The sequence below is a fragment of the Kitasatospora sp. NPDC024654 genome, assembly GCF_055559155.1.
In genome coordinates this window covers 1-22,569 of sequence record NZ_JBVHLF010000099.1, presented here as the reverse complement: position 1 = coordinate 22,569, position 22,569 = coordinate 1, and the positions used below count along the sequence as shown (strand labels likewise).

Below are 22,569 nucleotides of genomic sequence, written 5' to 3'. Positions count from 1 at the left end.
AATGCAGTACCGCCCCGACCTTCTCAACGGCTTCATCCGCGAGACCGGCCTGATCCTCACCTCGCCCTGACGTCACCCCGAGCCGCAAGCCTCAGCAGCGGCATCGAGCGCAGCATCATCTCGCTGAACGCCCCGGTCATCCAGAGCTTCTACGACCGTGATCAGGCAGTGGACTGGGGCTGCCGTACAACATCTGGCGCACCGACCACTGGCTCCAGAAGCTGCCGCGCGGCCTCTCGGTGCAGCACACGTTCGCGCACTACCTGAACGAGAACTTCTACGTCACCACCAGCGGCAACTTCCGCACCCCCACACTGGCCGACGCCATCGTGGAGATGGGCGTGGACCGGATCATCTTCGCCACGGACTACCCCATGGAAGACATGGAGGAAGTCGGCCGCTGGCTCGACCAGGTCGAGTGTTCGCGCAGCATCCACGGGGCGGTCCGCAGCGAGGGGACGCCGTCCCACCGGAGCTCCAGCAGGTAGTTCAGACCGCCACGGATCACGCGCAGGTGCGAGTCGTTCAGGCCGGGGACGACGCGCCGGTTGAGGGCGTCGACGACGCGGGTTCCGGGTCCCACGTGGGAGGGGATGTCCTGGTCGTCACCGACCAGGGTGATCCGCCCGCCGCGGACGGCCACCACCGAGGCGGTCGGCCGAGCCGGGTCTCCCGTGTGCACCCGGCCGTTGCGAACGACCAGGTCAGCCGGCTCCCGGGCTTCGCCGTCCCGAGCAATACCGCCTACGGGCATCGTGTTGACCATGTGGACACTCGGTGGGTGGCGAAGCCGGAGCTGAACCGCTCCAGTCACTCTGAATCACTCCGGCCGTCGGGGCCCCGGTCGCCTTCCGTGATCCGGGGCGACGCACCCCTCGGGGCCGTCGGTGGCTCCGGGGCGGCCTCAGCCAACGGCCGGGCACGGCTCCGGGCGGGTGGCACGCGACGCCCGACCGGAGCCGGACTCCGCTGGGGCGTCCACGAGTACTCCGCCACCGTCCGGAAGCGACGGGCGGGCGCCGGTGGAAGCAGGCCGGTGGAACCAGTACGACGACATGCGGGCCGACAGTTGTACCGACGAGCCTATCCCCGTCCGGGCGGGCGGCAACTCGGGTCACGTCGCAGGCCGGGGCCCGCGGCTGCACCTCGCATCTGCCAACCGGCCACCGACCGAGAGGACCGGGGCGTCCGAACAGACGCCGAACACCGCTGGGGAGAACGGTGGGAGAGCACAGGCGCACGGGAACCCGCACTGACGCCCCGTCATTTCCCCGCGTGCCGTGACGTGGGGGCCGAGCGGGCGTCGCGAGCCCGGCTTCCGAGGTGCGCTACCCGGCGTGTCCGACTAGCCTCGCTTAGTGTTCGACCGGCCACCGGCGGCCGGACCCGTCGACCTGCGCCGCGCACATCCCACCCGGCCGCACCGACCGTGAGAACCGTCCCCGAAGCGTCGCGCCGGCCCGAGGTGTCACCGAGCGCCCCAGCCGGCCACGATGTCTCGGCTCCCTGAAGGGAACCTCCGATGAGAATCCCCACTGCCAGGTGCCTGCTCCCTGCCGCCCTGGCGGCAACCCTGCTGAGCCTTCCGGTCTCCCCGCCGGAACACGCGGGGCAGGCCGCCGCCCGGAGTCCCGGCCAACGAATCGCCGTCGGCCCGCAGTACGACTCGACGCACGTCTACGTCGAGCCGGGCACCCTGGGCGAGTTCACCAGGAGCTGGCTGGCGACTTTCGGCGGAACCCACACGACGCCCGCGGTGACCGACGTCACGCCCACGCCCAGCACGACCGCGTCGGAGCTCATCCTGTCGCCGGTCGGCACCCTGTCGGTCTTCGACTTCCAGACGCCGATCCCCTACCCCTTCGGCACGGAACGCACTGGCTGGCTCATGAGCAACTTCGAGCAGGGCGTCAAAGAGGCCAAGGCGAGCGGCGCGGCCGTGCTCGTCGCGCCGTTCCCCGACCCGATCGGCCGCGACGCGGTCATCCAGTTCCCGGGCGGCATCAACACGCAGCTCTACTGGCACACCAAACCGCCGTCCTACCCCGCACTGACGACCATGCCGGAGAACCGGCTCTACGTCTCCCCCGACGCGGTCGACCACTTCCTGGCGAGCTACCTGAAGTTCACCGGCGGCACGATCACGTCCGACAACCGGCATGCCGACGCCGGCGAGATCGGCCTCCCGAACCAGACGTACCGTCGGATCAGGATCACCTCGCCCTTCGGCGACACGGTCGTCGCGGTGACCGACGGACACCTGCCGTACCCCTTCGGACGGGAGCTCACCGGCTACCGGGTGGCCAGTCTCGGAGCAACGCTCACCAAGGCCAGGGCCGCCGGTGCGACGGTACTGTGGGGCCCGCACTCGTCCGCCGACCGCACCAGCGCCCTCGTGCGCTTCCCCGGCGGCTACATCGCCGAGATCCACGACCCGGTCCCCGGTGCGCCGACCCCGCTCGACACGAACCCGTCACCACCTGGGCACCGGTAGTGGCGCGGCCATCGGGGCTGCCCCTCCGCCCTGCCCGCTGCGGAGCGGGTGTCGGACGCGGGCGATCCTGCCGCGATGTTGTCGGTCACGGGCTCACCGTCGCCCATCGCGTCCCGGTCACGCCGCTTCTGTTGCCGGTCCGGCAAAACCGCGCCCACCGGGCGGGGAACAACCGGGCACGGTCGCACGGGAGGTCATCGAGACCGACCGGCCGCGGCCTCTCGACCCGCGCAGTCGGCCTTCGACGGCACGAACCGTCGTCGGCCGGTCTTCGGTGGTGATCGGTCGAGGTTCGATGGGGCGGGACGATCGGCGTGGTCGGCGAACCGGCGCGACGGCATCCCGGGCGGGACGATCGGCGTGGTCGGCGAACCGGCGCGACGGCAAACGGGGCGGGACGGAGCCGCCGGCCGGACGCCCTTCGTCACCGTCGGTCGCGCTGGGCGGCGATGACGTGCCGCATGGTCTTCCGGGCGCTCGCGGAGCGTTGGGTCGCGGCGGCCAGGGAGGGGAAGAGCGAGCCGAGCGCGCTGGCGAGGCGCAGTTCGAGGGGGGCGACGTTGACTTCGGCGCGGTTGCGCTCGATGGCGGCCAGGACCTGGTCGGCGACCCGCCGCGGGGACACGGTGCGGGCCCCGGTGACGGTGGCACCGGTGGCGGCGAACATGCCCGCCTCACGGACGAAGCCCGGCTGGACCAGGGAGACGCCGACGCCGGTGCCGTGCAGGTCTGACGCAGGGACAGGCTGAAGCCGCGCAGGCCGAACTTGGTGGCGTTGTAGAGGGAGGCCCCGGGTGAGGCCGTCCGTCCGGAGATGGACCCGATCACCGCCAGGTGTCCCCGGCCGGCCGCGACCATCGCCGGCGCGAGCAGTCGGGCGAGCAGGACGGGGGCGCGGAGGTTGACGTCCAGCGCGCGGTCGATCTGTTCCTCGGTGTAGTCGAGGAGTTCACCACTGGAGGGTAGGGCGGCGTTCGCGACGAGGATGTCGACGGGGCCGGCCTCCTCGACCAGGCGCGCGAGGTCGGCGGGATCCGCGAGGTCGGCGGCGATGGTGCGGGCACCCGGGAGGGCCGCGAGCGGTTCGAGCGCCTCCGGACGCCGGCCGGTGGCGATCACCCGGGCGCCGCGGCCGGCCAGCGCGTGGGCGAGGGTGTGGCCGATGCCGCCGGTGGCACCGGTGAGCAGGACGGTTGATCCGGGGATTCTCATGTCGGTTACCTTCCGGTACTGTTCGTTCGAACGAACAGTACCGGAAGGTAACCGACGCCGCATGCCTGCCCGATCCGCCACCTCCCTGGTCGACATGGCCGCCGCGCTGGCCGCGGGGCGGCTGTCCTCGCACGAGGTGGTCGCCGAAGCCCTCCGGCGGATCGAGGACTCCCAACCCGGGCTGAACGCGTTCCGCCTCGTCCGGGCCGAGGCCGCACTCGCCGAGGCCGACGACGCGGACCGCCGGCTGCGCGCCGGTGAGCGCCTGCCGCTGCTCGGCGTGCCGATCGCGGTCAAGGACGACGCCGATGTCGCGGGCGAGCCCACCGCCTTCGGCTGCCGGGGCGACTTCCCCCCGGCGACGGCCGACAGCGAGAGCGTGCGCCGCCTGCGCGCGGCCGGCGCCGTCGTGGTCGGCAAGACCAACACCCCCGAGCTCGGGCAGTGGCCCTTCACCGAAGGCGCCGGCTTCGGCGTGACCCGCAATCCCTGGAACCCGCGCCACACCCCCGGTGGCTCCTCCGGCGGGGCGGCGGTGGCGGTGGCGGCCGGCCTGGTCCCCGCGGCCCTGGGCTCCGACGGCGCCGGTTCGGTCCGGATCCCGACCGCCTGGACGCACCTGGTCGGCATCAAGCCCCAGCGCGGCAGGATCTCGACCTGGCCGCATCCCGAGTCCTTCAACGGTCTGACCGTCCCCGGCCCACTCGCCCGCAGCGTCGCCGACGCCGCCCTGCTGCTGGACGCGGCCGCCGGCAACCACCCCCACGACCTCCACCAGCCGCCGCCCGCCGTCCTGCTGCCCGCCGCCTTCCGCGCTCCGGGCCGGCTGCGGATCGCACTCTCCTTCGGCCGCGCCTTCGCCCTCGTCCCCGCACCCCCGCACCCCGAGGTCCGCGCGGCAACCGTGCGGACGGCCGACGCGCTGGCCGACCTGGGCCACCACGTCGAGGAGGCCGACCCCCGCTACGGCCCGATCGGACCGGCCCAACTGCCGCGCGCGCTGGCCGGCGTCCACACCAGGGCGGCCCAGCTGCCCGACCGGTCGGAGCTGGACCCGCGCACCCGCAAGAACGCCGCGCTCGGCCGCCTCCTGGCCGGCCCCGCGCTGCGCCTGGCCAGGGCGGCGGAAGAACCGCTGCAACGCCGAGTCGGCGCCGTCTTCGACCGGTTCGACGTCCTCCTCACTCCCACCACCGCCACTCCCCCGCCCCGGATCGGCGCGCTGTCCGACCGGTCCGCCACACAGACCGACCGCGCCGCGATCCGCAGCTGCCCCTACGCCTGGCCGTGGAACGTCCTGGGCTGGCCCGCCGTCAGCGTCCCCGCCGGCCTGACCACGGACGGCCTCCCACTCGGGGTGCAGCTGCTGGGACCCGCCCACAGCGAACCCCTGCTGATCTCGCTCGCCGCCGAACTCGAGGCCCGGCAGGGCTGGCAGGACCTCTGGCCCCACCTGCGGCAACCCTGACCGGAGCCGGAGGTCCGCCCACGAACGAGCGACGGGCGGCCCCGGCCGGTGGCGATGGAAGAATGAGCCCGTGCCGAACAACCCTCCCGCCCGGGACCGCATCCTGCGCGCCGCACTGCGCATCATCGGGGACAGCGGCGTGTCCGCGGTGACCAACCGTCGCATCGCCGAGGAAGCCGGTGTCTCCCTGGGCTCCATCACCTACCACTTCGCCACCCAGCGCGATCTGCTGCGCGAGAGCCTCGCGCTGTTCGTCGAGAACGAGACCTGCCGCTTCGCCCAGCTCGCCACCCAGTACCAGGCCGACCCGATCAGCCCTGCGCTGGCCGGCCAGGTGGTCAGCCAGGCGGCCGCCGCCACCGCCTTCGACAGCGAGCACATCGCCTCCTTCGAGCTCTACATCCAGGCCGGCCGCGATCCCGAACTGCGCGGCGCCGCGGCCGCCTGCTTCGCCGCCTACGACCAGCTCGCCGCCTCGATCCTGCGCTCCCTCGGCATCGCCGACACCGACCGGGTCGCCCCCGCCGCCGTCGCCCTGATCACGGGCCTGCAACTGCGCCGCCTGGCCACCGGCTCCCCCGGCGACGACATCGGCGACGCCCTCCTGCTCCTGCTCGGCAACTCCGGCCCACCGACCTGACCCGCACCGGCGGCCCGACACGGGCCGCCGAACGCGTTCCCCGACTGTGCGCGACCGGTCCCCGGGGCCCGTGGAGGACATCGCAGACCGGGCGGGAGACGTCCGGCCGGCGCGGGTGGCCGTCCGGGCCCCTCGTACCCGAAGCACAGATCCGGCCGGAACGCAAGAGTCTGGCGTCCGAACGACTACACGTCTCTGTAGCGAATCCCGTCCAGCCGCGCGGACCGTCCCGCCACCATCGACGTGGGGGTCCATCGCGTCCCGACACCGGTACGCGCGAAGCGAAAGGCGCCAGGCTTCCATGACACTCGACGGTCCCGGCATCCCGCACGCCACCGCCGGACGCCTGCTGCGCCGACCCGGCCTGTGGGGCTTCCCCACGCTCATCATGATCATCGTGACCGCGGTGCTGACGCTCGCCTACATGGGCGGGATCCTCAACCCCACGGGCAACCTGCACCACTTCCCGATGGCCGTGGTCAACCAGGACCAGAGCGTCCGGACCGGCGCCGGACCGCTGGACGCGGGTGAGCTGGACCTCGGCCCGCGGATAGCCCAGGGCATCGCGAGCACGCCCGATCCAGGCCAGCGCGTGCAGTGGCGGGTCATGAGCATGGACCAGGCACAGCGCGAGATGGACAAGGACGCGCTCTACGGCGCCGTGGTCATCCCCGCCGGCTTCAGCGCGGACACCGTCGCGCTGACCCGGACCGCCGACGGCGACGCCGCCCCGCGGCAGCCCGCCCTGGAGCTGCTGACCAATCCACGCTCCGGGAGCACGGCCACCTCCATCGCCCAGGGCATCGGGGACCAGGTGGCCCAGACGGTGTCGCAGCAGGTCGCCGCCACGCTGGCCCAGCACGCCGGGCCCGCCGGCCCCACCGTCCACCGCATGCCGACCGCCGAGGCGATCCTGCTGGCCGCCCCGGTCACCCTGCACACCGTCGAGCACCGTCCGCTCGGCAACCACTCGGGCTTCGGTCTGAGTTCCTTCTACGTCAGCCTGCTGCTGACGCTGACCGCCTATCTGACGGCCGGGTTCATGAGCAGCACCGTGGACTTCGCACTGGGCTACCAGTCCTCCGAGCGCGGGCGGCGCTGGGCCCTCCGGCTGCCCCTGCCGATCACCCGCACCCAGACCCTGCTCGCCAAGATGGCCATGTCGGTGGCCCTCGCACCGGTGACCGCGACCGTCGTGCTGGGCTCCTGCGCCGTGATCCTGCACATGGACACCAGTCACTTCGCACAGTTGTGGATCTACTCGGTGTGCGCCACGATCGCCATCGGCGTCAGCGCCCAGGCGGTGCTCTCGCTGCTCGGCGGCCTGGGCACGCTGGTCGGCATGCTCTTCTTCGTCGCGCTGGCCGTGCCGTCCTCCGGTGGTAGCTTCCCGCTCCAGGCTGTTCCCACCGCCTACCGGTGGCTGGCCGTGTTCGAGCCCATGCGGCAGATCAACGAGGGCGTCCGCTCGCTGCTCTACTTCGACGGCCGGGCCGACGCGGGCCTGCTCCGGGCCTGGATCATGATCGCCGTGGGGTGCACCCTGGCCTCCTGCTGGGGCTGGTCGTCGCCAAGGTCCGCGACCTCCGCGGCCACCAGCGACTGACGGCCCGCCAGCTCACGGCCGTCCACTCGGCCGCCTCCGCGGCGCCGCTCAAGCCGGCCCGGTCCCACCGCCGGGTCCGCCCGGGCCGCGGGCTCGCGGCGGCGCTGAGCCTCCTCGTGAAGCCCGGCACGGGTCGGACCACCGGCTAGCCCCCTCCGGACGGCCGGGGCCCGGCCGAGCGGCGCCGACGGCACGGGCTGAGCGCGGCGCCCGCCAGCCCCTCCCCCGCCGCCACCCGGCCGGCCACCTCGCGGACGCCGCGGCTCGAGGTGGTCGGCCGCTCCCGTCAGAGGTACCCGAGCGCTCCGAACAGCGCCAGCGCCGCCGCGTCCACGCCGAGGATGACGCCGACCGTGAGCGCCTTGGTGCGCACGCGCTTCATGTCGTGGACCCAGAAGCAGACGAGGAAGAAGGGGAGGTACCCGATGAGCCAGATGAGGTAGGGGCAGGACGCCTGCCACCAGGACCAGTCCCAGGTCAGGGCGCCCGCGCGGTGCAGGAGCAGTTCCACCCCGACGCAGAGCGCGGCGTTGACCCCGGCGAGCAGCCAACGGTTGGGTATCCCGATGACGCGCACGGAGGGATCGCGCGGAAGCATCTTCGCGGCCGCGACTCCCATGATGGCGAACATGAAGCAGATCTCGATGTTGAGCCCGATCAGGATCTGGTAGGCCGTCGGCCCGGTGACCCCCCACACGGGCGCGCGGCCGGTGATGTGGAACACCAGGGCGTTCCACGTCTCGTTGAACCAGTCCATGCCCCAGAGCGCGAGCCCGGCGAAGAGGACGTTCCAGTCCCGCCGTTGGACCTCTGACGCGTAGACGTAGATCACCACGAGCAGCAGTGGCACCACGTACCACTGGAACTGGCCGGGGTCACGAAGGTGCTCCAACGCCTCGCGGGCGTGTTCGGTCACTGCCGCCTCCTGGGCTACTGGTCAGTAGCGGAGTATGGCGGCTGGACCGGTGCACGTCCATACGTCGGTCCAGCGAAGTTGGGAGACCGTCAGGTTCCGCCGTGCGGCGGGAGCCCGGCCCGCACGGGGTTCCACGAGGTCCCGAGCCGACCGCACCCGGTTCGAGGCGGTACCGAACGGGCCGGAGTGCGGTGCTGGTGTGATTCGGCGAACAATTACTTGAGCCCATCAATCATCTATGCCTAGCCTGTTTGCAGTTCAAATGATCTGGATTGCAAGCGATAGGGATGGTCAATCGATGTATGCCATTGGGATCACCGAGCCCGGAGGTCCGGAGGTGCTGGTCTGGCGGGAGGTGCCCGACCCCGTGGCACGGGAGGGCGAAGTCCTGGTCGAGGTGGCGGCCACCGCGGTCAACCGTGGCGACCTCATGCAGCGGCAGGGCCTCTACCCGCCGCCGCCCGGCGCGCCCGTCCATCCCGGCCTGGAGTGCGCGGGAAGGATCGTGGCGGTTGGCACCGGAGTCACCGGCTGGGCCGTCGGTGACGAGGTCTGCGCGCTGCTGGCGGGCGGCGGCTACGCCCAGCTGGTCGCCGTCCCGGCCGGGCAGCTGCTGCCGGTACCGAAGGGGCTGACGCTGGTGGAGGCCGCCGCCCTGCCGGAGGCCGCCGCGACGGTCTGGTCGAACGTCTTCATGGTGGGAGGTCTGCGGCCGGGCCAGACGGTGCTGGTGCACGGCGGGGCCAGCGGCATCGGCACCATGGCGATCCAGATCGCCAAGGCGCGCGGCGCGAAGGTGGTGGTGACGGCCGGCGGTGCGGACAAGCTGGCGCGCTGCGCCGAGCTCGGTGCGGACGTGGGGGTCGACTACCGCGGCGAGGACTTCGTCGAGGCGGTCCGGACGGCCACCGGCGGGGGTGGCGCGGACGTGATCCTGGACATCATGGGCGGCTCCTACCTGCAGCGGAACGTCGACGCGCTCGCGGTGGACGGCCACCTGGTGGTGATCGGCCTGCAGGGTGGGCTCTCGGCGCAGCTCGACCTGGTCCAACTGCTGGCGAAGCGCGGCACGGTGGCGGCCACCACGCTGCGGTCGCGGTCGCTGGAGAAGAAGGCGGAAGTGGTGGCATCGGTGCGCGAGCACGTCTGGCCGCTGGTGGAGTCGGGGGCGGTGCGGCCGACGGTGGACCGCGTGCTGCCGCTCGCCGAGGCGGCCGCCGCGCACCGGGTGCTGGAGAGCGGTGAGCAGGTGGGCAAGGTCGTACTGCGGGCCTGACCGGCCGCCCGGGCCGACGTGGCGGTCGACGACGTACGGGTCGACGACGGGGTGGCACGTCGCGGCGGTCCGGGCCACGGCCGACCGGTCGGAATCCTCCTACGGCAGGGAGGTGGTCAGGACGTCGGTGGTGCCGTTGGGGAGCGCGGTGATGCCGACTTCGGCTGCGAACATCCCGGGAGAACCGAAGGGGCCCGTGGGCGGTGCCCAGCCCGTCCAGTCGCCGTTGCCGTAGCGGAGATCGTGGTACGTACGTCCGTCGACGCCGATGGCGACGACCTGGGCGGACCCGTCGGGCAGGCCCGCGATGCCGATGGAGCCGGCGGCGAAGACAGCGGCACCGCCGCAACCGTCCGTTCGCGCGAAGTGGGAACAGCGCACGCGCCAACCGGCTGCGTGGGGTGTGTAACACGCGAAGTCCTCCTGGACTCGGGAAGGGACGCCGCCAGGCCCCTGGGCACGAGAGCCGGCCAGGTGGTGTGTCGGGTGGTGACGCGGTCGACCTCGTCGACGGCGCGTGCGGTCGTAGCTGTGGGGGTGATCGTTGATGACGAGGTCGACGGCGCATTGCCCGGGCAGCCGGATCCAGACCGATCATCTCGGCGCAGACGTTCGGCCTGAACGCCGGGGTCACGGCCACCGCGCCAGCCTCGGTCACGTCCGGCAGCGCCTTCACCGTCTCGCTCTCTCCCGACGCGCTCACGGTGCCCGGCTCCGTCAGCGGATACACCGTCAACTCGATCGGCAACGTCCAACTCACCATGCCGGCACCCACCAACGCGACCGTCAACGGCGCGACGCTCTCGGGCGGTTCCGGACTCGGCTCCAGCACTCCGAGCGTCGCCGTGAACGGCGGCGACATCGTCCTGACGGTGCCCCGCCCCATCGCGGGTGGCGGCACGTTCACCCTTCCCACGGTCACCCCGGCCCTGACCGCGGGCGCCGCCGGCACCAGCGTCACCACCCAGCTCGCCGGCAGCAGTTACTCGGCCCCGGGCCTCACCTTCACCGCCAGCGTGCCCTTCCTCTTCTTCACGCTCAGCGTGCCGACGTCCTGCTACCCGTCTCCCAGCCCGGTCCTCAGCACGACGACCGTCGACTGACCCGCCCCGCGCGACCGGTGCCGAAGGCGCCGCCACGGAGGATCCAGGGGCCCTCGGTGCTGCCCGATCGCCCGCCCGGGCAGCACCTGGGGGGTGAGCTCGTCCAGGCTGCGCTTGGCCGGCTCGGGGACCAGCAGGGTGAATATGACCAGCTCGCCCTTGACCCCCGGGCCGGTCAGCCGGGTCCGGGTGGTCGGCTGCCGGTCGCCGTCCAGGACGACGGCGGTGGCGCCGAGTTCGGGCTCCTCCTCGGTGCCGCGTGGCAGCCCGAGCAGCGGCTCCGGCGCCGAGTCGGCGCCCAGCAGGGCCGGGCCGGTGCCCGGCTCCCACGGCGCACGGCCCATCAGCTCGGCGGCGGCCGCCAGCCCTGCGCGCGTTCTTCGGGGCTCATCAGGTGGGCCTCCTTCTCAGTTCCACGACCAGGTCGAAGACGTCGGAGCGCATCCAGGTGCTGCTGGTCTCGAGCACCTGACCGCTGGTCTCGTCGGCCAGCTGACCCCGGGTGTTGATCAGCATCGGGCGGCCCTTGACCTTCAACCGCGAGGCCAGGTCCTCGTCGGCGACCTGGATCCGGGTACGGCTCCAGGTCCGCACCGGGCGGAAGTGGAAGTCGTCCACCAACACCGGGTACAGGGAGGCGGAGGCCGTCAGGTAGCGGCCCAGCTCCGGAACCGTCCCGGCGGGCAGCACGCTCTCCGACAGGCCCACCAGCTCGTCGTTGACGTAGCGCTGGCGCGACAGCCGGACGACCTCGGCGCCCGGCGGCAGCTCCAGCAGCTCCCGCTCCTCCTCGGTGGCCTGGCCGGCCGCACCGAGGCGGTTGACGGTCCGCGGGCTGCCCCCGGCGTCGAGGACCGTCTGGGTCCACGACGCCGGGCCCTCGGCGTCGATGCGATACTCCAGCCGAGTGGCCACGAAGGTTCCCCGGCCCTGGATCCGGCGGACCAGATGGCGCCGTTCCAGTTCCTGGAGGGCTGCGCGGGCGGTCAGGCGGTTCACCTGGAACCGCGTCGCGAGTTCGTTCTCGGAGGGGACCGGAGTGCCGGGCGACAGTGCCAGCAGCTCGTCGGCCAGGGTGTCAGAAAGCTCCAGGTATGCGCTCACTCTTGTATAGATAACCCGGAACAAGCGACTCAAGCCCATCGGACAACCCCGCACTCGGCAGACATCCGCCGAACTTCCGTGTCACGCCCGGCCAGTGGAGGCTTCACCGTGGCTCGACGGGGCCCGTGGCGTCGTCGGCCGCGGTGACCTGGACCGGCTCGGTGGACAGCGTCAGGCATCGCCTCCGCCGTCGGCCTCGCCCCCGACGACCCACGCCACATCGCCGTCCAACTCCTCGCGCCGGGCCCGAACACCGCCCTCCGGGAAGCATGCGAACTCACGCTTCACATCGAGGAGTTGGGGTGACAACCGCCGCGAGGGGGGAGACCGCACCCGAACCTCCGCCGCCGCCCTCCGACCAACCGGCGAAGGGCCGACCCTGGGGGCGGCGCTGGCGCGGCTGGAGGAGCGGGAGCGGGAGACCGCCGCGCAGGCCGAGGCGACCCCGGAGAAGATCGCGGAGCCGACCGCGCTGCTGGACGGGTTCGACAAGGCCGCCGAGGAGATCCGGATCACCCACGAGAGGCTGCCGGAGCTGCCCGATCCACGACCGCCCACGACCAGGCCGCTTGCCCCCGCCGAAGGCAGAACGGGCGTCAACTCACTTACTCCCCCCCGACGACCCTTGATGGGCAGCCAGATGCATAACAAACGTTTGGTATGTAGAGTTGCGAGCAACGGACGACCAACCCCGGGACGAGCAGACCGCCGCGGCTCGGCCCGCCAGGCCCGAAGGAGAGCCCGCATGCCCGACCCGGACACCTCGCTACCGTTCACCGCCTCCTCGGACCGGCTGCGGCGGGCCCGCGAGCTGGCCTCCCGCGCCGGGATCGACGCCCTGCTGGTCTCGCCGGGCGCGGACCTGCACTACCTGACGGGCTATCGTGCCGCGCCCCTGGAACGGCTCACCTGCCTGGTGCTCCCCGTCGAGGGCGAGCCCTTCCTGCTGGTGCCGGCCCTGGAGGAGCCGGCCGCGCAGGCGTCGCCGGCCGCCGGCCTCGACCTGGAGATCGTCAGCTGGCAGGAGACCCAGGACCCGTACGCGCTCGCCGCCACCCGGCTGCCCGCGGTCGCGACGGTCGGCGTCGACAACCGGATGTGGACCGAGAAGGCGATGGCGTTCCAGGCCGCCCTGCCCGGCAGCCGCCAGGTCCTCGCCGGGCCCGTACTGAGCGAGCTACGGATGCGGAAGTCGCCGCAGGAGGTGCGGGCCCTGCGGCAGGCGGGCGGTGCGATCGACCGGGTACACGCCCGGATGGCCGAATGGTTGCGGGTGGGGCGCACCGAGCGCGAGATCGGACGGGACATCGCGGAGGCGATTCTCGCCGGGGGACACGTCCAGGTCGACTTCGTGATCGTCGGCTCCGGGCCCAACAGCGCCAGCCCGCACCACGAGCTGTCGGACCGCGTGGTCCGCGCCGGGGACCCGGTCGTCGTCGACATCGGCGGGACCACCGCGGCCGGCTACTGCTCCGACTCCACCCGCTGCTACGTTCTCGGTGAGCCCCCAGCCGAGTATCGCCACCTGTACGAGGTACTGCTGCGCGCCCAGCGCGCCCAGACCGACGCCGTCCGGCCGGGCATCACCGCCGAGGAACTGGACGCCATCGGCCGGGACGTCATCACGACCGCCGGCTACGGCCCGCAGTTCCTCCACCGCACCGGCCACGGCATCGGCCTGGAGACCCACGAGGAGCCGTACATCGTGGCGGGTTCGGCCAGGCCGCTCGAACCGGGGATGGCGTTCTCGGTCGAACCGGGCATCTACCTGGCCGGACGCTACGGCGCCAGGATCGAGGACATCGTGGTGTGCACTTCCGATGGCGGCGAGCGACTCAACCGGACATCCCGCGATCTCACCGTCCTCCCCGGCTGACCCAGCCCGGCCCGGGCTGGCGTTCGCGGACAACGCCGGGGCGACCCAGGGCTGCGCCAAGGTCAGCACCGAGGACACCACGCCGTTCGGCTTGCCGATCAAGGCCCTCGCGGCGAGTCCGCAGGTGCCCAACTCGGTGCCTGCGGACTCCGGTCGATCCAGAGGCTGCCCGATGGAACAGCGATCGGACGCCCACTCGACGTTCACCGAAGTCCTCCGGCCTGCGCCGCGCCGCCCGCTGGTCCGCACTGGCGTGTCGGGTGAATTCCCGCTGGAGGGGTGCCCCGGTGGCGGGGTCAGCCGAAGGTGAAGGAGTAGGCACTCAGCCCCGGCGAGAGCGTCACCTGAAGTGAACCCCGTTCGGGTGTCGAGCGGTTGAGCAGGGTGTAGATGTTCGGTGCGCCGGAGACGGGGTAGGTCGTGGTCTTCCCGTCGGCCGTCGCGGTGATGGTGCCGGTGCCGCCGACGTCGAGGTAGATGTCGTCGGCCTGGTAGTTCAGGGTGATCCCGGCGTTCGCCTTCGCGGTCAGGGACTCGTCGCTCACCGACCAGGTGCCGGTGAGCGCGAACCGGTCGTCGGGGACGGTCGCGGGGTAGTGGAAGGTCGCCGTTCCAGGGGTGAGTGCGGCTTCGCCGGCGTAGGTGGTGGCGCGGGCGGATCCGAGATAGGTCTCCGGGGTCTGCGCGGTGTCGGTGGGCGTGCGGTCGGCGACCTGGGTGGGGGCGGGCAGGGTGACACCCGGGTGCGCGGCGGTGAGGAGTTGGCGGATCAGGGACTCGGTGCCGGCGTAGTCGCCCTCGCCGATGGAGACGTAGCGCACCGTACCCGTCGAGTCGATCAGGTACTCGGCCGGCCAGGACTCGTTGGCGTAGTTGTTCCACGTCGTGTAGTTGTCGTCGAGAGCCACCGGATACCCGATACCGAGGCGCTTGGCGCCAGCCGCCACGTTCGCGGCGACGTGCTCGAAGGCGTACTCGGGGGTGTGCACCCCAATCACCTGGAGGCCGTCCGCCCGATAGGCGGCGTCCCAGGCCGTGACGTGGGCGATGGCACGCTGACAGTTGATGCAGGAATAGGCCCAGAAGTCGACCAGGACGACTTTTCCCTTCAGCGCGGCGATGGTGAGCGGGGCGCCCTGCGGCGTGTTCAGCCACTGGCTGATGCCCGCGATCGGCGGCGCGGCACCGCAGTTCTGCAGGATCCCCGATCCCGCGTTCTGGCCACACGCGGCCAGGGCGGCACTCTGCGCGGGCGCCGCCAGGGCCTTGCTGACACTGCCCGAGTGGTCCACCGCCCGGTCCAGGGCCGCCGTGTAATCCGGGACGTCGCGTTGGAGCGCGTCGGTGACGTTGAAGGTGAGCGCGACGGCGAGCGCGATCACCACCGCCCCCGCGACGACCCGGATCCTGCGCTGGCGGCTGCGGAACACCCGCAGCCGCTCGGCCAGTCCACGTCCGGCCAGCGCGAACAGCAACAACGGCACGGCGGTGCCGACCGCGAAGGCCAGTGTCAGGACCAGCGTCCGCAGACCGACCCGTCCGGTGGCGCCAGCCACGGTGATGGCCGCGAGCACCGGCCCGGCACACGGCACGTAGACCGCGCCGAGCGCGAGCCCGAGCACGAACCCACCCCGGTCGACACCGACCCGCCGCTGCGGGATCCGCGAGAACGGCCGCTCCAGCAAAGACTCCAGGCGCGGCACCATCATGCCCACCCCGAGCAGCACCAGCGCCACCAGGCCGGCCCACCGGAACAGATCCTGCGGCACCGGCAGCGCGCTGAGCACGAGCGTCCCCACCAGAGTGAACACCGAGAAGCTCAGGGTCAGCCCAGCCACCACCAGGTACGGCCGCCGACCGCCCACCCCCGTAGCATCCCGGGCGCCCTGCGCCCCGCCGGCCAGGAAGATCACCGGCAGGACCGGCAGGATGCAGGGCGAGATCCCCGTGATCAGACCTCCCACGAGCCCGATCAGAACGAGCGTGATCACAGAGGCCTCCGAGTGGCTGTGCCGAGCGGTGTCACCAGCATCTGGTGCCGATCACCAGCGTAGATCCGCAGGCTGGGCGCCTCCTCGGAATCGGCTCCCAGCTGCCTTACCGCCTTCTTACCGTCCCCTCCTGACTCCGGCGCTTCGGGGTGATGGTGGTGGCCGTACGGCCGCGACCGGCTCCCCGACGCTCCTCGCGCGTTGATCACCTGCGTCGCCACCGCAGCACTCGGGGCCGCCACGGCGATCCTCGCGGCTCCCAACGACGCCGACGTGGTGTGCGCCATCGGCCTCTTCGCCGTCGTGGGCGGCGCGGGCGGCGCCCGCCGAACCCTACGGGCAGCCGAGGAGCGGACTGACCGAGCCGTCCTCGAACAGCTGCACCACACCTCGGCGCTCGACCCTGTCGCACTACTGAGCTCTTCGGTTCGGGGTGCCGTCAAGGCAACCCGGTTCCGACAGAGATCAGTCCACCGTCGGCCGCTCAGCGGGCGTTGCTTGCTCCAGGCTCACGTCGAGGCCACAGCCGAGGCGTGCGCCGCGGTGGTCGGGACACGATATCGCCACCAGTCGATCTGCCGGACAGCACTACGCGCAGTCGTACGGGAGCCTCCGGGTCGGGGGCCGGGTGGATCTTGATCTCCAGCCGGTGGGCTTCTCCGCGCACCGGATGATCATGATGGCGTTCGAACCGGCGGCCGACCCGGTCATGGCGGGCCGCTCGGCCGTCATGGCCGGCCGCTCCTGCCGCGCCGCCGGGCCCCAGACGCCGACCGTGGCGACCGTGGCGGGCACGGCGATCACGCCGAGGGGGCACGGCAGGCCGGATTACTGTCCACCACCACGCCCCTGACAGCCTGTCCGATCGATGGGATGGCCGTGGCCACGTGGGGCGACCCGGTGGCCAACCTGGCGGGCACGTCTGTGCGGTGGATGAGCGCGGGGTTGCGCCTGGGAGGACGACCGGGGCGGGAATGGTCGACGCCCGCTCACCCCGACCGGGGGAACCGACTCCGGCGCATCAGCCCGGGTCGGTCCCGATCGAGGTGCGCGGCGCGGGTCAGTGAAGTGGGGGCGGGCTCAGGTCCAGCCTGCCGGCCACGCCGTCCAGCAGTGCGAACAGGCCGGCCCGGAACCGGTCGCGCTCGGACAGTTCGCCGACGAGCTTGGGGAACACCTCCCGGGGGTCGCCGCCGCCGAACAGCGCCTGGGTACGGGGGAATTCCCCGGTGGCGAAGAGGGTCTCGGCGAACCGCGTGGCCGCCGCGACGGTCTCGTCGTCGACCGGGGCGGCCGCCGAGCGCATGTCGGCCGAGCGCATCACGTTGCCGTGCACGTAGTCGTCGACCAGGTTCAGCAGTGCGAACTTCTCGGACGGCTCCAGGTTCGTGTCGTCGACGGCCGCGAGGGACTGTTCGAAGTGCCGCATGGCGTTCGGGCCTGGACTGACGTTCTGCAGGGAGTACAGGGCCCAGGGATGACGCATCAGCACCTCCCAGGTGCGGGTGGCGACCGCCGCGAGCGCCTCGTACCAGTGGCCGGGGAGGTCGCCGGCCGGGACGAGCACCTCACCCATCATCGCGTCGTCCATCAGCGCGACCAGCTCGTCCTTGGTGCGGACGTAGTAGTAGAGCGTCATGGTGCCGGCGCCCAGCTCGGCCGCGACCCGGCGCATCGAGACTGCGGCGAAGCCCTCGGTGTCGGCGATCCCCAGCGCGGTCGAGGCGATCTGTTCCCGGGTGAACTTCGGACGGCGGGTGCCGGGCTGTGCCCTGGTCCAGATCAGTGAGGAGTCGCCTTCGCTTGCCATTCGTACACTGTACCGTTAGCGTTGTTAGTACGCCGTACGACATTCACGTACGTGATACGAACAAGCGACCCTGGAGGCATCGTGACCGAGGTGGACGTCGATGTACTGATCGTCGGGGCCGGTCCGACCGGGCTCACCCTGGCGTGCGAGCTGGCGGTCCGGGGTGTCGGCTGCCGCGTGGTCGACCGGGCGAACCGGTTCTTCGGAGGGTCACGTGCCGACGGCATCCAGCCGAGGACCATGGAGATCTTCGCCGACCTCGGGGTCCTCGCCCCGATCCTGGCGAGTGGTGATCTCGGCACGGTGATGCGCGCCTACCGAGGCGAGGAGGTCGTCTGGGAGGGCCGGATGAGCGAGCCCACCCGGCCGACCCCGGCCGTGCCGTACCCGAACATCTGGTTCGTGCCCCAGTTCCGCACCGAGGAGATCCTCCGCGAGCGACTCGCCGAGCTCGGCGCGCGCGTGGAGTCGGCGACCGAGCTGATCAGCCTCACCCAGGACGCCGACGCCGTGACCGCGACCCTGGTCGCCGACGGGACGGCCGAGACCGTACGGGCCCGCTACCTCGTGGGCGCCGACGGCGGTCACAGCACCGTCCGCAAGCTGCTCGGCATCGCCTTCCCCGGCGAGACCGACGAGACCACGACCATGCTGTTCGCCGACGCCCGGGTGGACGGGATCAGCCACGACCACGGCCGGATCTGGCAACACGGCGACGGCGGAGCCTCCGTGACACCGCTGGCCGGAACGGACCTGTTCGTCATCACGGCGCGACCGCCGGACGACCGGGACGAACCGATCGCCGACTACCTGCAACGACAGATCACCGAGGCATCCGGCCGCACCGACATCCTGGTACGCGAGGTCACCTGGCACACCACCTGGCGCTCGAACACCAGGCTGGCCGAGCGCTTCCGCGAGGGACGGGTCCTCCTGGCCGGGGACGCCGGGCACGTTCACCCACCGACCGGCGGGCAGGGCATGAACACCGGCATCCAGGACGGCTACAACCTCGGGTGGAAGCTCGCCGCCGCGTTGTCCGGCGGCACCGACGCCCTGCTGGACAGCTACGAGCGGGAGCGGATGGTGGCCGCGCGCACCGCGCTGGACATCGCCACCACCCTGCTGGAGAAGCACCGGCGGGGCGACGACGACGCGCACGTGCGCGGCCCCGAGGTCCACGGGTTCACCCTGAACTACCGCGACAGCCCGCTCTCCCGCGACGAGCGCGCCCGCCCCGGAACCCTGAGGGCCGGTGACCGGGCGCCGGACGCACCCATGACCTGGGCCGACGGCCGCTCGCTGTGCCTGTTCGACCTGTTCAACGGTCCCCACTGGACGCTGCTGGCCTTCGGCGCCGCGCACGCGCACACCGTCGCCGCCCTCAACGACCGCTTCGGAGCCGCGCTGCACGCCTACTGCGTGGTCCAGCCCGGTCAGCCGACCGACGGCGCCACGGTGATCGACAGTCAGGGCCACGTCCGCGCCGGGTACGGCACCAGCGACTCCGCCCTCGTGCTGGTCCGCCCGGACGGCTACGTCGCCCTGGTGGCCGAACCCGGCACCATCGAACGGTTCGAGGCGTACTGGACCGCCCTGCACGGCGACGCCACCTCCGAGGCCGGCAACCGGACGGCGGAAATCCTCCCGGGGTGACCGACCAGGTCTGACGGCTCGGCCTCCTCAGCGACACAGTCAAACCGAACGACTTCCGACCCGGTGCACCGTCGGGCCGCGCCGGAGGGCCCCGTCGACTTCCGTCACAGCAGTCGTTCCCACCCAACCAGCGCCGGGACGGCCAACTGCGCGAACGCGGCGGACGCCACGCTCCGCACCGGCCCACCGGGCCGGGATACCGCGGCGGTGCCGCTCCTGTTGAACTGTCGCTACGTCACATCCTCATGGGCCCCGTGCCGGAACTGGTCGAGGCGCTGCCGGCCGGACAGAAGATCATCGACCGCAGCACGGTCAACGCCTGGCACGACGACCGGGTCCGCGAGGCCATCGAGGCCGCCGGCCGGCAGAAGCTGATCGTCGCCGGAGTGTCGCTCGAGGTGTCCGCGGCACTGCCCGCGATCTCCGCGACCGCCTCCGGCTACGCCGCATACGTCGCCGTGGACGCCTCCGGCACCTTCAGCCAGGCCAAGCGCGAGGCCGGACTGCTGCGCATGCAGCAGGCGGGCGTCATCGTCTCCGACTACGCCACCCTCATGGTCGAGGCCCTCGCCGACAACGCCGTCCCCGAGTCCGCCGCCCTCTCGCCACCTTCCCCGACCCGATCGGCCGCGACAGCGTCATCCAGTTCCCCGGCGGCATCGACACCCAGCTCTGGCACGAGACCACCCTGTCGCCCGCCCCCTTCCCGGCTCTGACGACGGTGCCCGACAACCGCGTCTACGTGCCCAGCGACACCCTCCCCGCCTTCATGAAGTCCTACCTGGCCTTCGCCAAGGGCCGCGTCGTCCTGGACGACCGCCACGCCGACGGGGCCCAGATCGGCGCGCCGGGCACCACCTACCACCGCATCGCCATCACCTCGGAATACGGCAACACAGTCGTCATCTCCACCGCCGACGGCTACCTCGACAACCCCTTCGGGCACGAGGTCAGCGGCATCGCCGTACCGGACCTGACCGACACCGTGGCCAAGGCCCGGGCCAACGGCGCCACGGTCCTCTGGGGCCCGTACGCCGGTCCGGGAGGACACAGCGCCATGGTGCGCTTCCCCGAAGGCTTCATCACCGAGATCCACGACGGCACCCTGCGCTGACCCACGCACCGACCCCGGGGCCGGCCCGAACCCCTCGGCGCCGGTCCGGCACCACCGCCCGCACGGCGGTACCGGACCCGCCTCGTGCAGCGTATGGCAGGCGGCCTCGCCGCATGCGCGGAGCAACCCCGCCGTACGGAAGGCCGAGCAACCCCGGTCCCGCATGGACGCGTTGAGCCATGCGGGATCGCTGACGAGTCACAACGCGTCCTTCGGCCCCGCCAACTGGACGCCGGCCCATCACGGCGGTGCGCCGGTACCCGGTGCGTGGGCCAGGGAGCTGCTGCGCTCCGAATCGTCGGCCACGACGAGGAACAGACGCCCCGCGCCGCGCCGGCGCCCACCGCACGCTTCCCGCCGAGGGCACGGACCACACCGTCCCCGGGTGGAGGCGTGCTTGGCGCGCTCCGCTTCCAGTCCCCGGCCCTGGTCGTGACGGTCCCGGCCCGGAGACCCGGGTCACCGGTGTGACCTGCTCATCCGTCGGTCTGTCGTTGGAAGCCACTGGGAGGTCCGGTCGGGTCCTGGCTGGTGAGGTGGGCACGGGCGTGGGTACGGAAGGCCGCCACGAGGTGGTTGGGGTCGTGGGCGCGGGTGGCGAGCACGACGTGGCTGGGCTCGACGCCCTCCAGCGGGATCGCGGTGAGGTCCGGGTGCACGGGGTGGAAGGGGGCGATGAACACGGCCTGTCCGGCGGCGGCGAGTTCGATCAGGTCCTCGAGCACTTCGGCCAGGGGGCCGTCAGGGGCCGGGTGCCCGTCGGGTCTGGGGTCGATGCGCCAGAAGGCGCTCACCATCGGATCACAACTCCGCACCTTGGGCAGGGGTTCGTCGGCGATGTCATCCAGGGTGACCGATTCCTTGCCGGCCAGCCGGTGGTCCAACGGCACCAGCAGGAGGCGGGGTTCGTCGTAGAGGGGGGTCACCTCCAGGCCGTCGGTCGCAAACGGCATCCGGGTGACCACGGCGTCCACGCGGTGGTCCAGCAGGGCCTGGCGCCGGTCGTGCGCGCTCAGGTGACGGGTCGCCACCTCGGCGACGGGGTGTTGTCGGCGCAGTTCGCGCACGGCCGGGGTGATGATGACCCCTGGTGTGTAACCGATGGTGATGCGGTCGGGCCGTGCGGCGGCGCGGGTGCGTGCCGCGGCCTGGTCGGCGCAGCGCAGCAGCGCGGTGGCGAGCGGGAGGAAGACCTCGCCTGCCCGGGTGAGGTGGTTGCCGTGCGGCGTGCGCTCGAACAGAGGGGTGCCGAGCTGCTGTTCAAGGCGGCGGATCTGCCGGCTCAGGGACGGCTGGGTGGTGTACAGCGCCTGGGCGGCGCGGCCGAAGTGCCGGTACTCGGCCACGACGGTGAAGCACCGCACCAGACGCAGGTCGAAGGGCACGCGAAATGGTGGTGATTCGGACATTGTTTCGAACTGATCCCCCGTTAGAGTTCTGATATTGCCTCAAGTACCCCTACGAACAGAGTGATACGCACGGCGCATCGGCCCATACAAAACAGTCAATAGACCTGACATGTTCCGTGGCCGCACAGTAGGACCGTCGTCCGGCGGTATCCGGAGCCGCCGGCAGGCCGATCCTCGGACGGCCGGCGGCTGGCGCTTGCCCGGCCGCGTACTTCGAGTCGAGCGCACGGCGTTGCGTTTCGCACCGGCCGGGAAGGAGACCCCCGTGGCGCACCTGGCGGACAAGAGCACGGCCGCTCCCGTCGCCACTCTGGCGACCGTCGGACCCGCAGCGTCCGGCCCCGCTGGAAACGCGTCGACGGCGACCGCCGAGCCGAACATCACATGGCTACCCGAAACGGTGGTCACTGCCTCAGCCCTTGGGACGCCCCGTTGATCCTCCACCCCGGCATCGAACGCGGGGTGCCGCCCGTCTGCGGACGTGTCGGCACAGCGCGCCACGCCGCGCAGGCGCCCGGCCGACGGGCACAACGCCGCCTGACAGCACCCCTGCCTGACGCCCGACGCACAGGCCGGGCGGCGTGGCTCCCGACCTGACCTCCGACGAGATCTCGGACAACGAGCCGGGCCGGGGGCTGCTCCGTTGTCCTCGGCGAGTGCCCACCGGGGGCCGGGCAAAAAGCCGAGGGATCCTCATGGATATGGACCAGGGTAAATCAGACGCCTCGGGAGAGATCGAAATGGGAAATGAGGCCGGCGGACCGGAAAATGGAGCTGATCGATCCGAATCGGAGGTGGCCGGGGCGGTCTCGCCGCCGAATTCCACGGGCGGGGTAACCCCGGATGTATTCACGCTTACCGGCGGGGCCGTCGAGGCGGCCGTCCGCGAGGCGC

Annotated in this window: 20 protein-coding genes and 2 pseudogenes; 12 read left to right on the top strand and 10 right to left on the bottom strand. The window is 71.9% G+C overall.

Going from position 1 to position 22,569, the window contains the following annotated elements:
- The first annotated feature begins 239 nt into the window (after window positions 1-239).
- Window positions 240-488, top strand: coding sequence for a hypothetical protein (locus ACZ38L_RS33720; protein ID WP_465700697.1), 249 nt, complete (start codon window positions 240-242; stop codon window positions 486-488).
- Here ACZ38L_RS33720 and ACZ38L_RS33715 read toward each other — a convergent pair.
- A pseudogene (locus ACZ38L_RS33715) lies at window positions 416-766 on the bottom strand (amidohydrolase family protein); the annotation flags it as partial. The gene ACZ38L_RS33720 and the pseudogene ACZ38L_RS33715 overlap by 73 nt on opposite strands.
- A 756-nt stretch (window positions 767-1,522) precedes the next feature.
- Here ACZ38L_RS33715 and ACZ38L_RS33710 point away from each other — a divergent pair.
- The gene (locus ACZ38L_RS33710) at window positions 1,523-2,494 is read left to right on the top strand and encodes a glyoxalase (RefSeq protein WP_465700695.1); all 972 of its coding nucleotides are present in this window, start codon (window positions 1,523-1,525) and stop codon (window positions 2,492-2,494) included.
- A gap of 424 nt (window positions 2,495-2,918) precedes the next feature.
- Here ACZ38L_RS33710 and ACZ38L_RS33705 read toward each other — a convergent pair.
- Window positions 2,919-3,706: pseudogene (locus tag ACZ38L_RS33705) on the bottom strand (SDR family NAD(P)-dependent oxidoreductase).
- Between the two features lie 61 nt (window positions 3,707-3,767).
- Here ACZ38L_RS33705 and ACZ38L_RS33700 point away from each other — a divergent pair.
- From ACZ38L_RS33700 to ACZ38L_RS33690, 3 genes are all read left to right on the top strand, one after another.
- Window positions 3,768-5,174: an amidase gene (locus ACZ38L_RS33700; protein ID WP_465700693.1), complete on the top strand. Its 1,407-nt coding sequence runs from the start codon at window positions 3,768-3,770 to the stop codon at window positions 5,172-5,174.
- Window positions 5,175-5,244: 70 nt separating this feature from the next.
- On the top strand, window positions 5,245-5,814 hold the full coding sequence (locus ACZ38L_RS33695; protein WP_465700691.1) for a TetR/AcrR family transcriptional regulator: 570 nt from the start codon (window positions 5,245-5,247) through the stop codon (window positions 5,812-5,814).
- Window positions 5,815-6,115: 301 nt separating this feature from the next.
- Window positions 6,116-7,420: a YhgE/Pip domain-containing protein gene (locus tag ACZ38L_RS33690; RefSeq protein WP_465700688.1), complete on the top strand. Its 1,305-nt coding sequence runs from the start codon at window positions 6,116-6,118 to the stop codon at window positions 7,418-7,420.
- Window positions 7,421-7,706: 286 nt separating this feature from the next.
- Here ACZ38L_RS33690 and ACZ38L_RS33685 read toward each other — a convergent pair whose 3' ends face one another.
- A complete protein-coding gene (locus tag ACZ38L_RS33685; protein WP_465700686.1) occupies window positions 7,707-8,336 on the bottom strand; it encodes a hypothetical protein in 630 nt (209 codons plus the stop codon).
- A 298-nt stretch (window positions 8,337-8,634) separates the two neighbouring features.
- Here ACZ38L_RS33685 and ACZ38L_RS33680 point away from each other — a divergent pair, with 298 nt between their 5' ends.
- Window positions 8,635-9,612, top strand: a complete 978-nt coding sequence (locus ACZ38L_RS33680) for an NAD(P)H-quinone oxidoreductase (protein WP_465700684.1) — start codon at window positions 8,635-8,637, stop codon at window positions 9,610-9,612.
- Between the two features lie 99 nt (window positions 9,613-9,711).
- Here ACZ38L_RS33680 and ACZ38L_RS33675 read toward each other — a convergent pair whose 3' ends face one another.
- Complete coding sequence (locus ACZ38L_RS33675; protein WP_465700682.1) at window positions 9,712-9,993, bottom strand: hypothetical protein; 282 nt, start codon at window positions 9,991-9,993, stop codon at window positions 9,712-9,714.
- A 323-nt stretch (window positions 9,994-10,316) separates the two neighbouring features.
- Here ACZ38L_RS33675 and ACZ38L_RS33670 point away from each other — a divergent pair, with 323 nt between their 5' ends.
- A complete protein-coding gene (locus tag ACZ38L_RS33670) occupies window positions 10,317-10,715 on the top strand; it encodes a hypothetical protein (protein WP_465700680.1) in 399 nt (132 codons plus the stop codon).
- Here the strand turns inward: ACZ38L_RS33670 and ACZ38L_RS33665 are convergent.
- Together ACZ38L_RS33665 and ACZ38L_RS33660 are read right to left on the bottom strand one after the other, a co-directional pair.
- Window positions 10,670-11,059, bottom strand: a complete 390-nt coding sequence (locus ACZ38L_RS33665) for a hypothetical protein (protein ID WP_465700678.1) — start codon at window positions 11,057-11,059, stop codon at window positions 10,670-10,672. The genes ACZ38L_RS33670 and ACZ38L_RS33665 overlap by 46 nt on opposite strands.
- 46 nt (window positions 11,060-11,105) lie before the next feature.
- Window positions 11,106-11,819 carry a GntR family transcriptional regulator gene (locus ACZ38L_RS33660; protein ID WP_465700676.1) on the bottom strand — a complete coding sequence of 238 codons (714 nt, stop codon included), beginning with the start codon at window positions 11,817-11,819 and terminating at the stop codon, window positions 11,106-11,108.
- A 745-nt stretch (window positions 11,820-12,564) separates the two neighbouring features.
- Here ACZ38L_RS33660 and ACZ38L_RS33655 point away from each other — a divergent pair.
- Window positions 12,565-13,695, top strand: a complete 1,131-nt coding sequence (locus ACZ38L_RS33655) for a M24 family metallopeptidase (protein ID WP_465700673.1) — start codon at window positions 12,565-12,567, stop codon at window positions 13,693-13,695.
- Between the two features lie 296 nt (window positions 13,696-13,991).
- Here ACZ38L_RS33655 and ACZ38L_RS33650 read toward each other — a convergent pair whose 3' ends face one another.
- From ACZ38L_RS33650 to ACZ38L_RS33640, 3 genes are all read right to left on the bottom strand, one after another.
- The gene (locus tag ACZ38L_RS33650; RefSeq protein ID WP_465700671.1) at window positions 13,992-15,686 is read right to left on the bottom strand and encodes a cytochrome c biogenesis protein DipZ; all 1,695 of its coding nucleotides are present in this window, start codon (window positions 15,684-15,686) and stop codon (window positions 13,992-13,994) included.
- 588 nt (window positions 15,687-16,274) lie between these two features.
- On the bottom strand, window positions 16,275-16,490 hold the full coding sequence (locus tag ACZ38L_RS33645; protein ID WP_465700669.1) for a hypothetical protein: 216 nt from the start codon (window positions 16,488-16,490) through the stop codon (window positions 16,275-16,277).
- Window positions 16,491-16,746: 256 nt separating this feature from the next.
- Window positions 16,747-17,496, bottom strand: coding sequence for a TetR/AcrR family transcriptional regulator (locus ACZ38L_RS33640; protein WP_465700668.1), 750 nt, complete (start codon window positions 17,494-17,496; stop codon window positions 16,747-16,749).
- An 81-nt stretch (window positions 17,497-17,577) separates the two neighbouring features.
- On the opposite strand from ACZ38L_RS33640, the gene ACZ38L_RS33635 reads away from it, so the two are divergent.
- The 3 genes from ACZ38L_RS33635 to ACZ38L_RS33625 all read left to right on the top strand — a co-directional run bounded on the left by ACZ38L_RS33635 (window position 17,578) and on the right by ACZ38L_RS33625 (window position 20,266).
- Window positions 17,578-19,152 (top strand): FAD-dependent monooxygenase, encoded by a 1,575-nt coding sequence (locus ACZ38L_RS33635; RefSeq protein WP_465700666.1) that lies wholly within the window; start codon window positions 17,578-17,580, stop codon window positions 19,150-19,152.
- Between the two features lie 254 nt (window positions 19,153-19,406).
- On the top strand, window positions 19,407-19,868 hold the full coding sequence (locus ACZ38L_RS33630) for an isochorismatase family protein (protein ID WP_465700664.1): 462 nt from the start codon (window positions 19,407-19,409) through the stop codon (window positions 19,866-19,868).
- A 5-nt stretch (window positions 19,869-19,873) separates the two neighbouring features.
- Entirely contained in the window at window positions 19,874-20,266 is a 393-nt protein-coding gene (locus ACZ38L_RS33625; RefSeq protein ID WP_465700662.1) for a VOC family protein, read from the top strand.
- A 476-nt stretch (window positions 20,267-20,742) separates the two neighbouring features.
- Here the strand turns inward: ACZ38L_RS33625 and ACZ38L_RS33620 are convergent, their stop codons facing one another.
- The gene (locus ACZ38L_RS33620; protein ID WP_465700660.1) at window positions 20,743-21,675 is read right to left on the bottom strand and encodes a LysR family transcriptional regulator; all 933 of its coding nucleotides are present in this window, start codon (window positions 21,673-21,675) and stop codon (window positions 20,743-20,745) included.
- Between the two features lie 695 nt (window positions 21,676-22,370).
- On the opposite strand from ACZ38L_RS33620, the gene ACZ38L_RS33615 reads away from it, so the two are divergent.
- Window positions 22,371-22,569 (top strand): hypothetical protein (locus ACZ38L_RS33615; protein WP_465700658.1); only part of this gene is annotated, 199 nt, incomplete at its 3' end.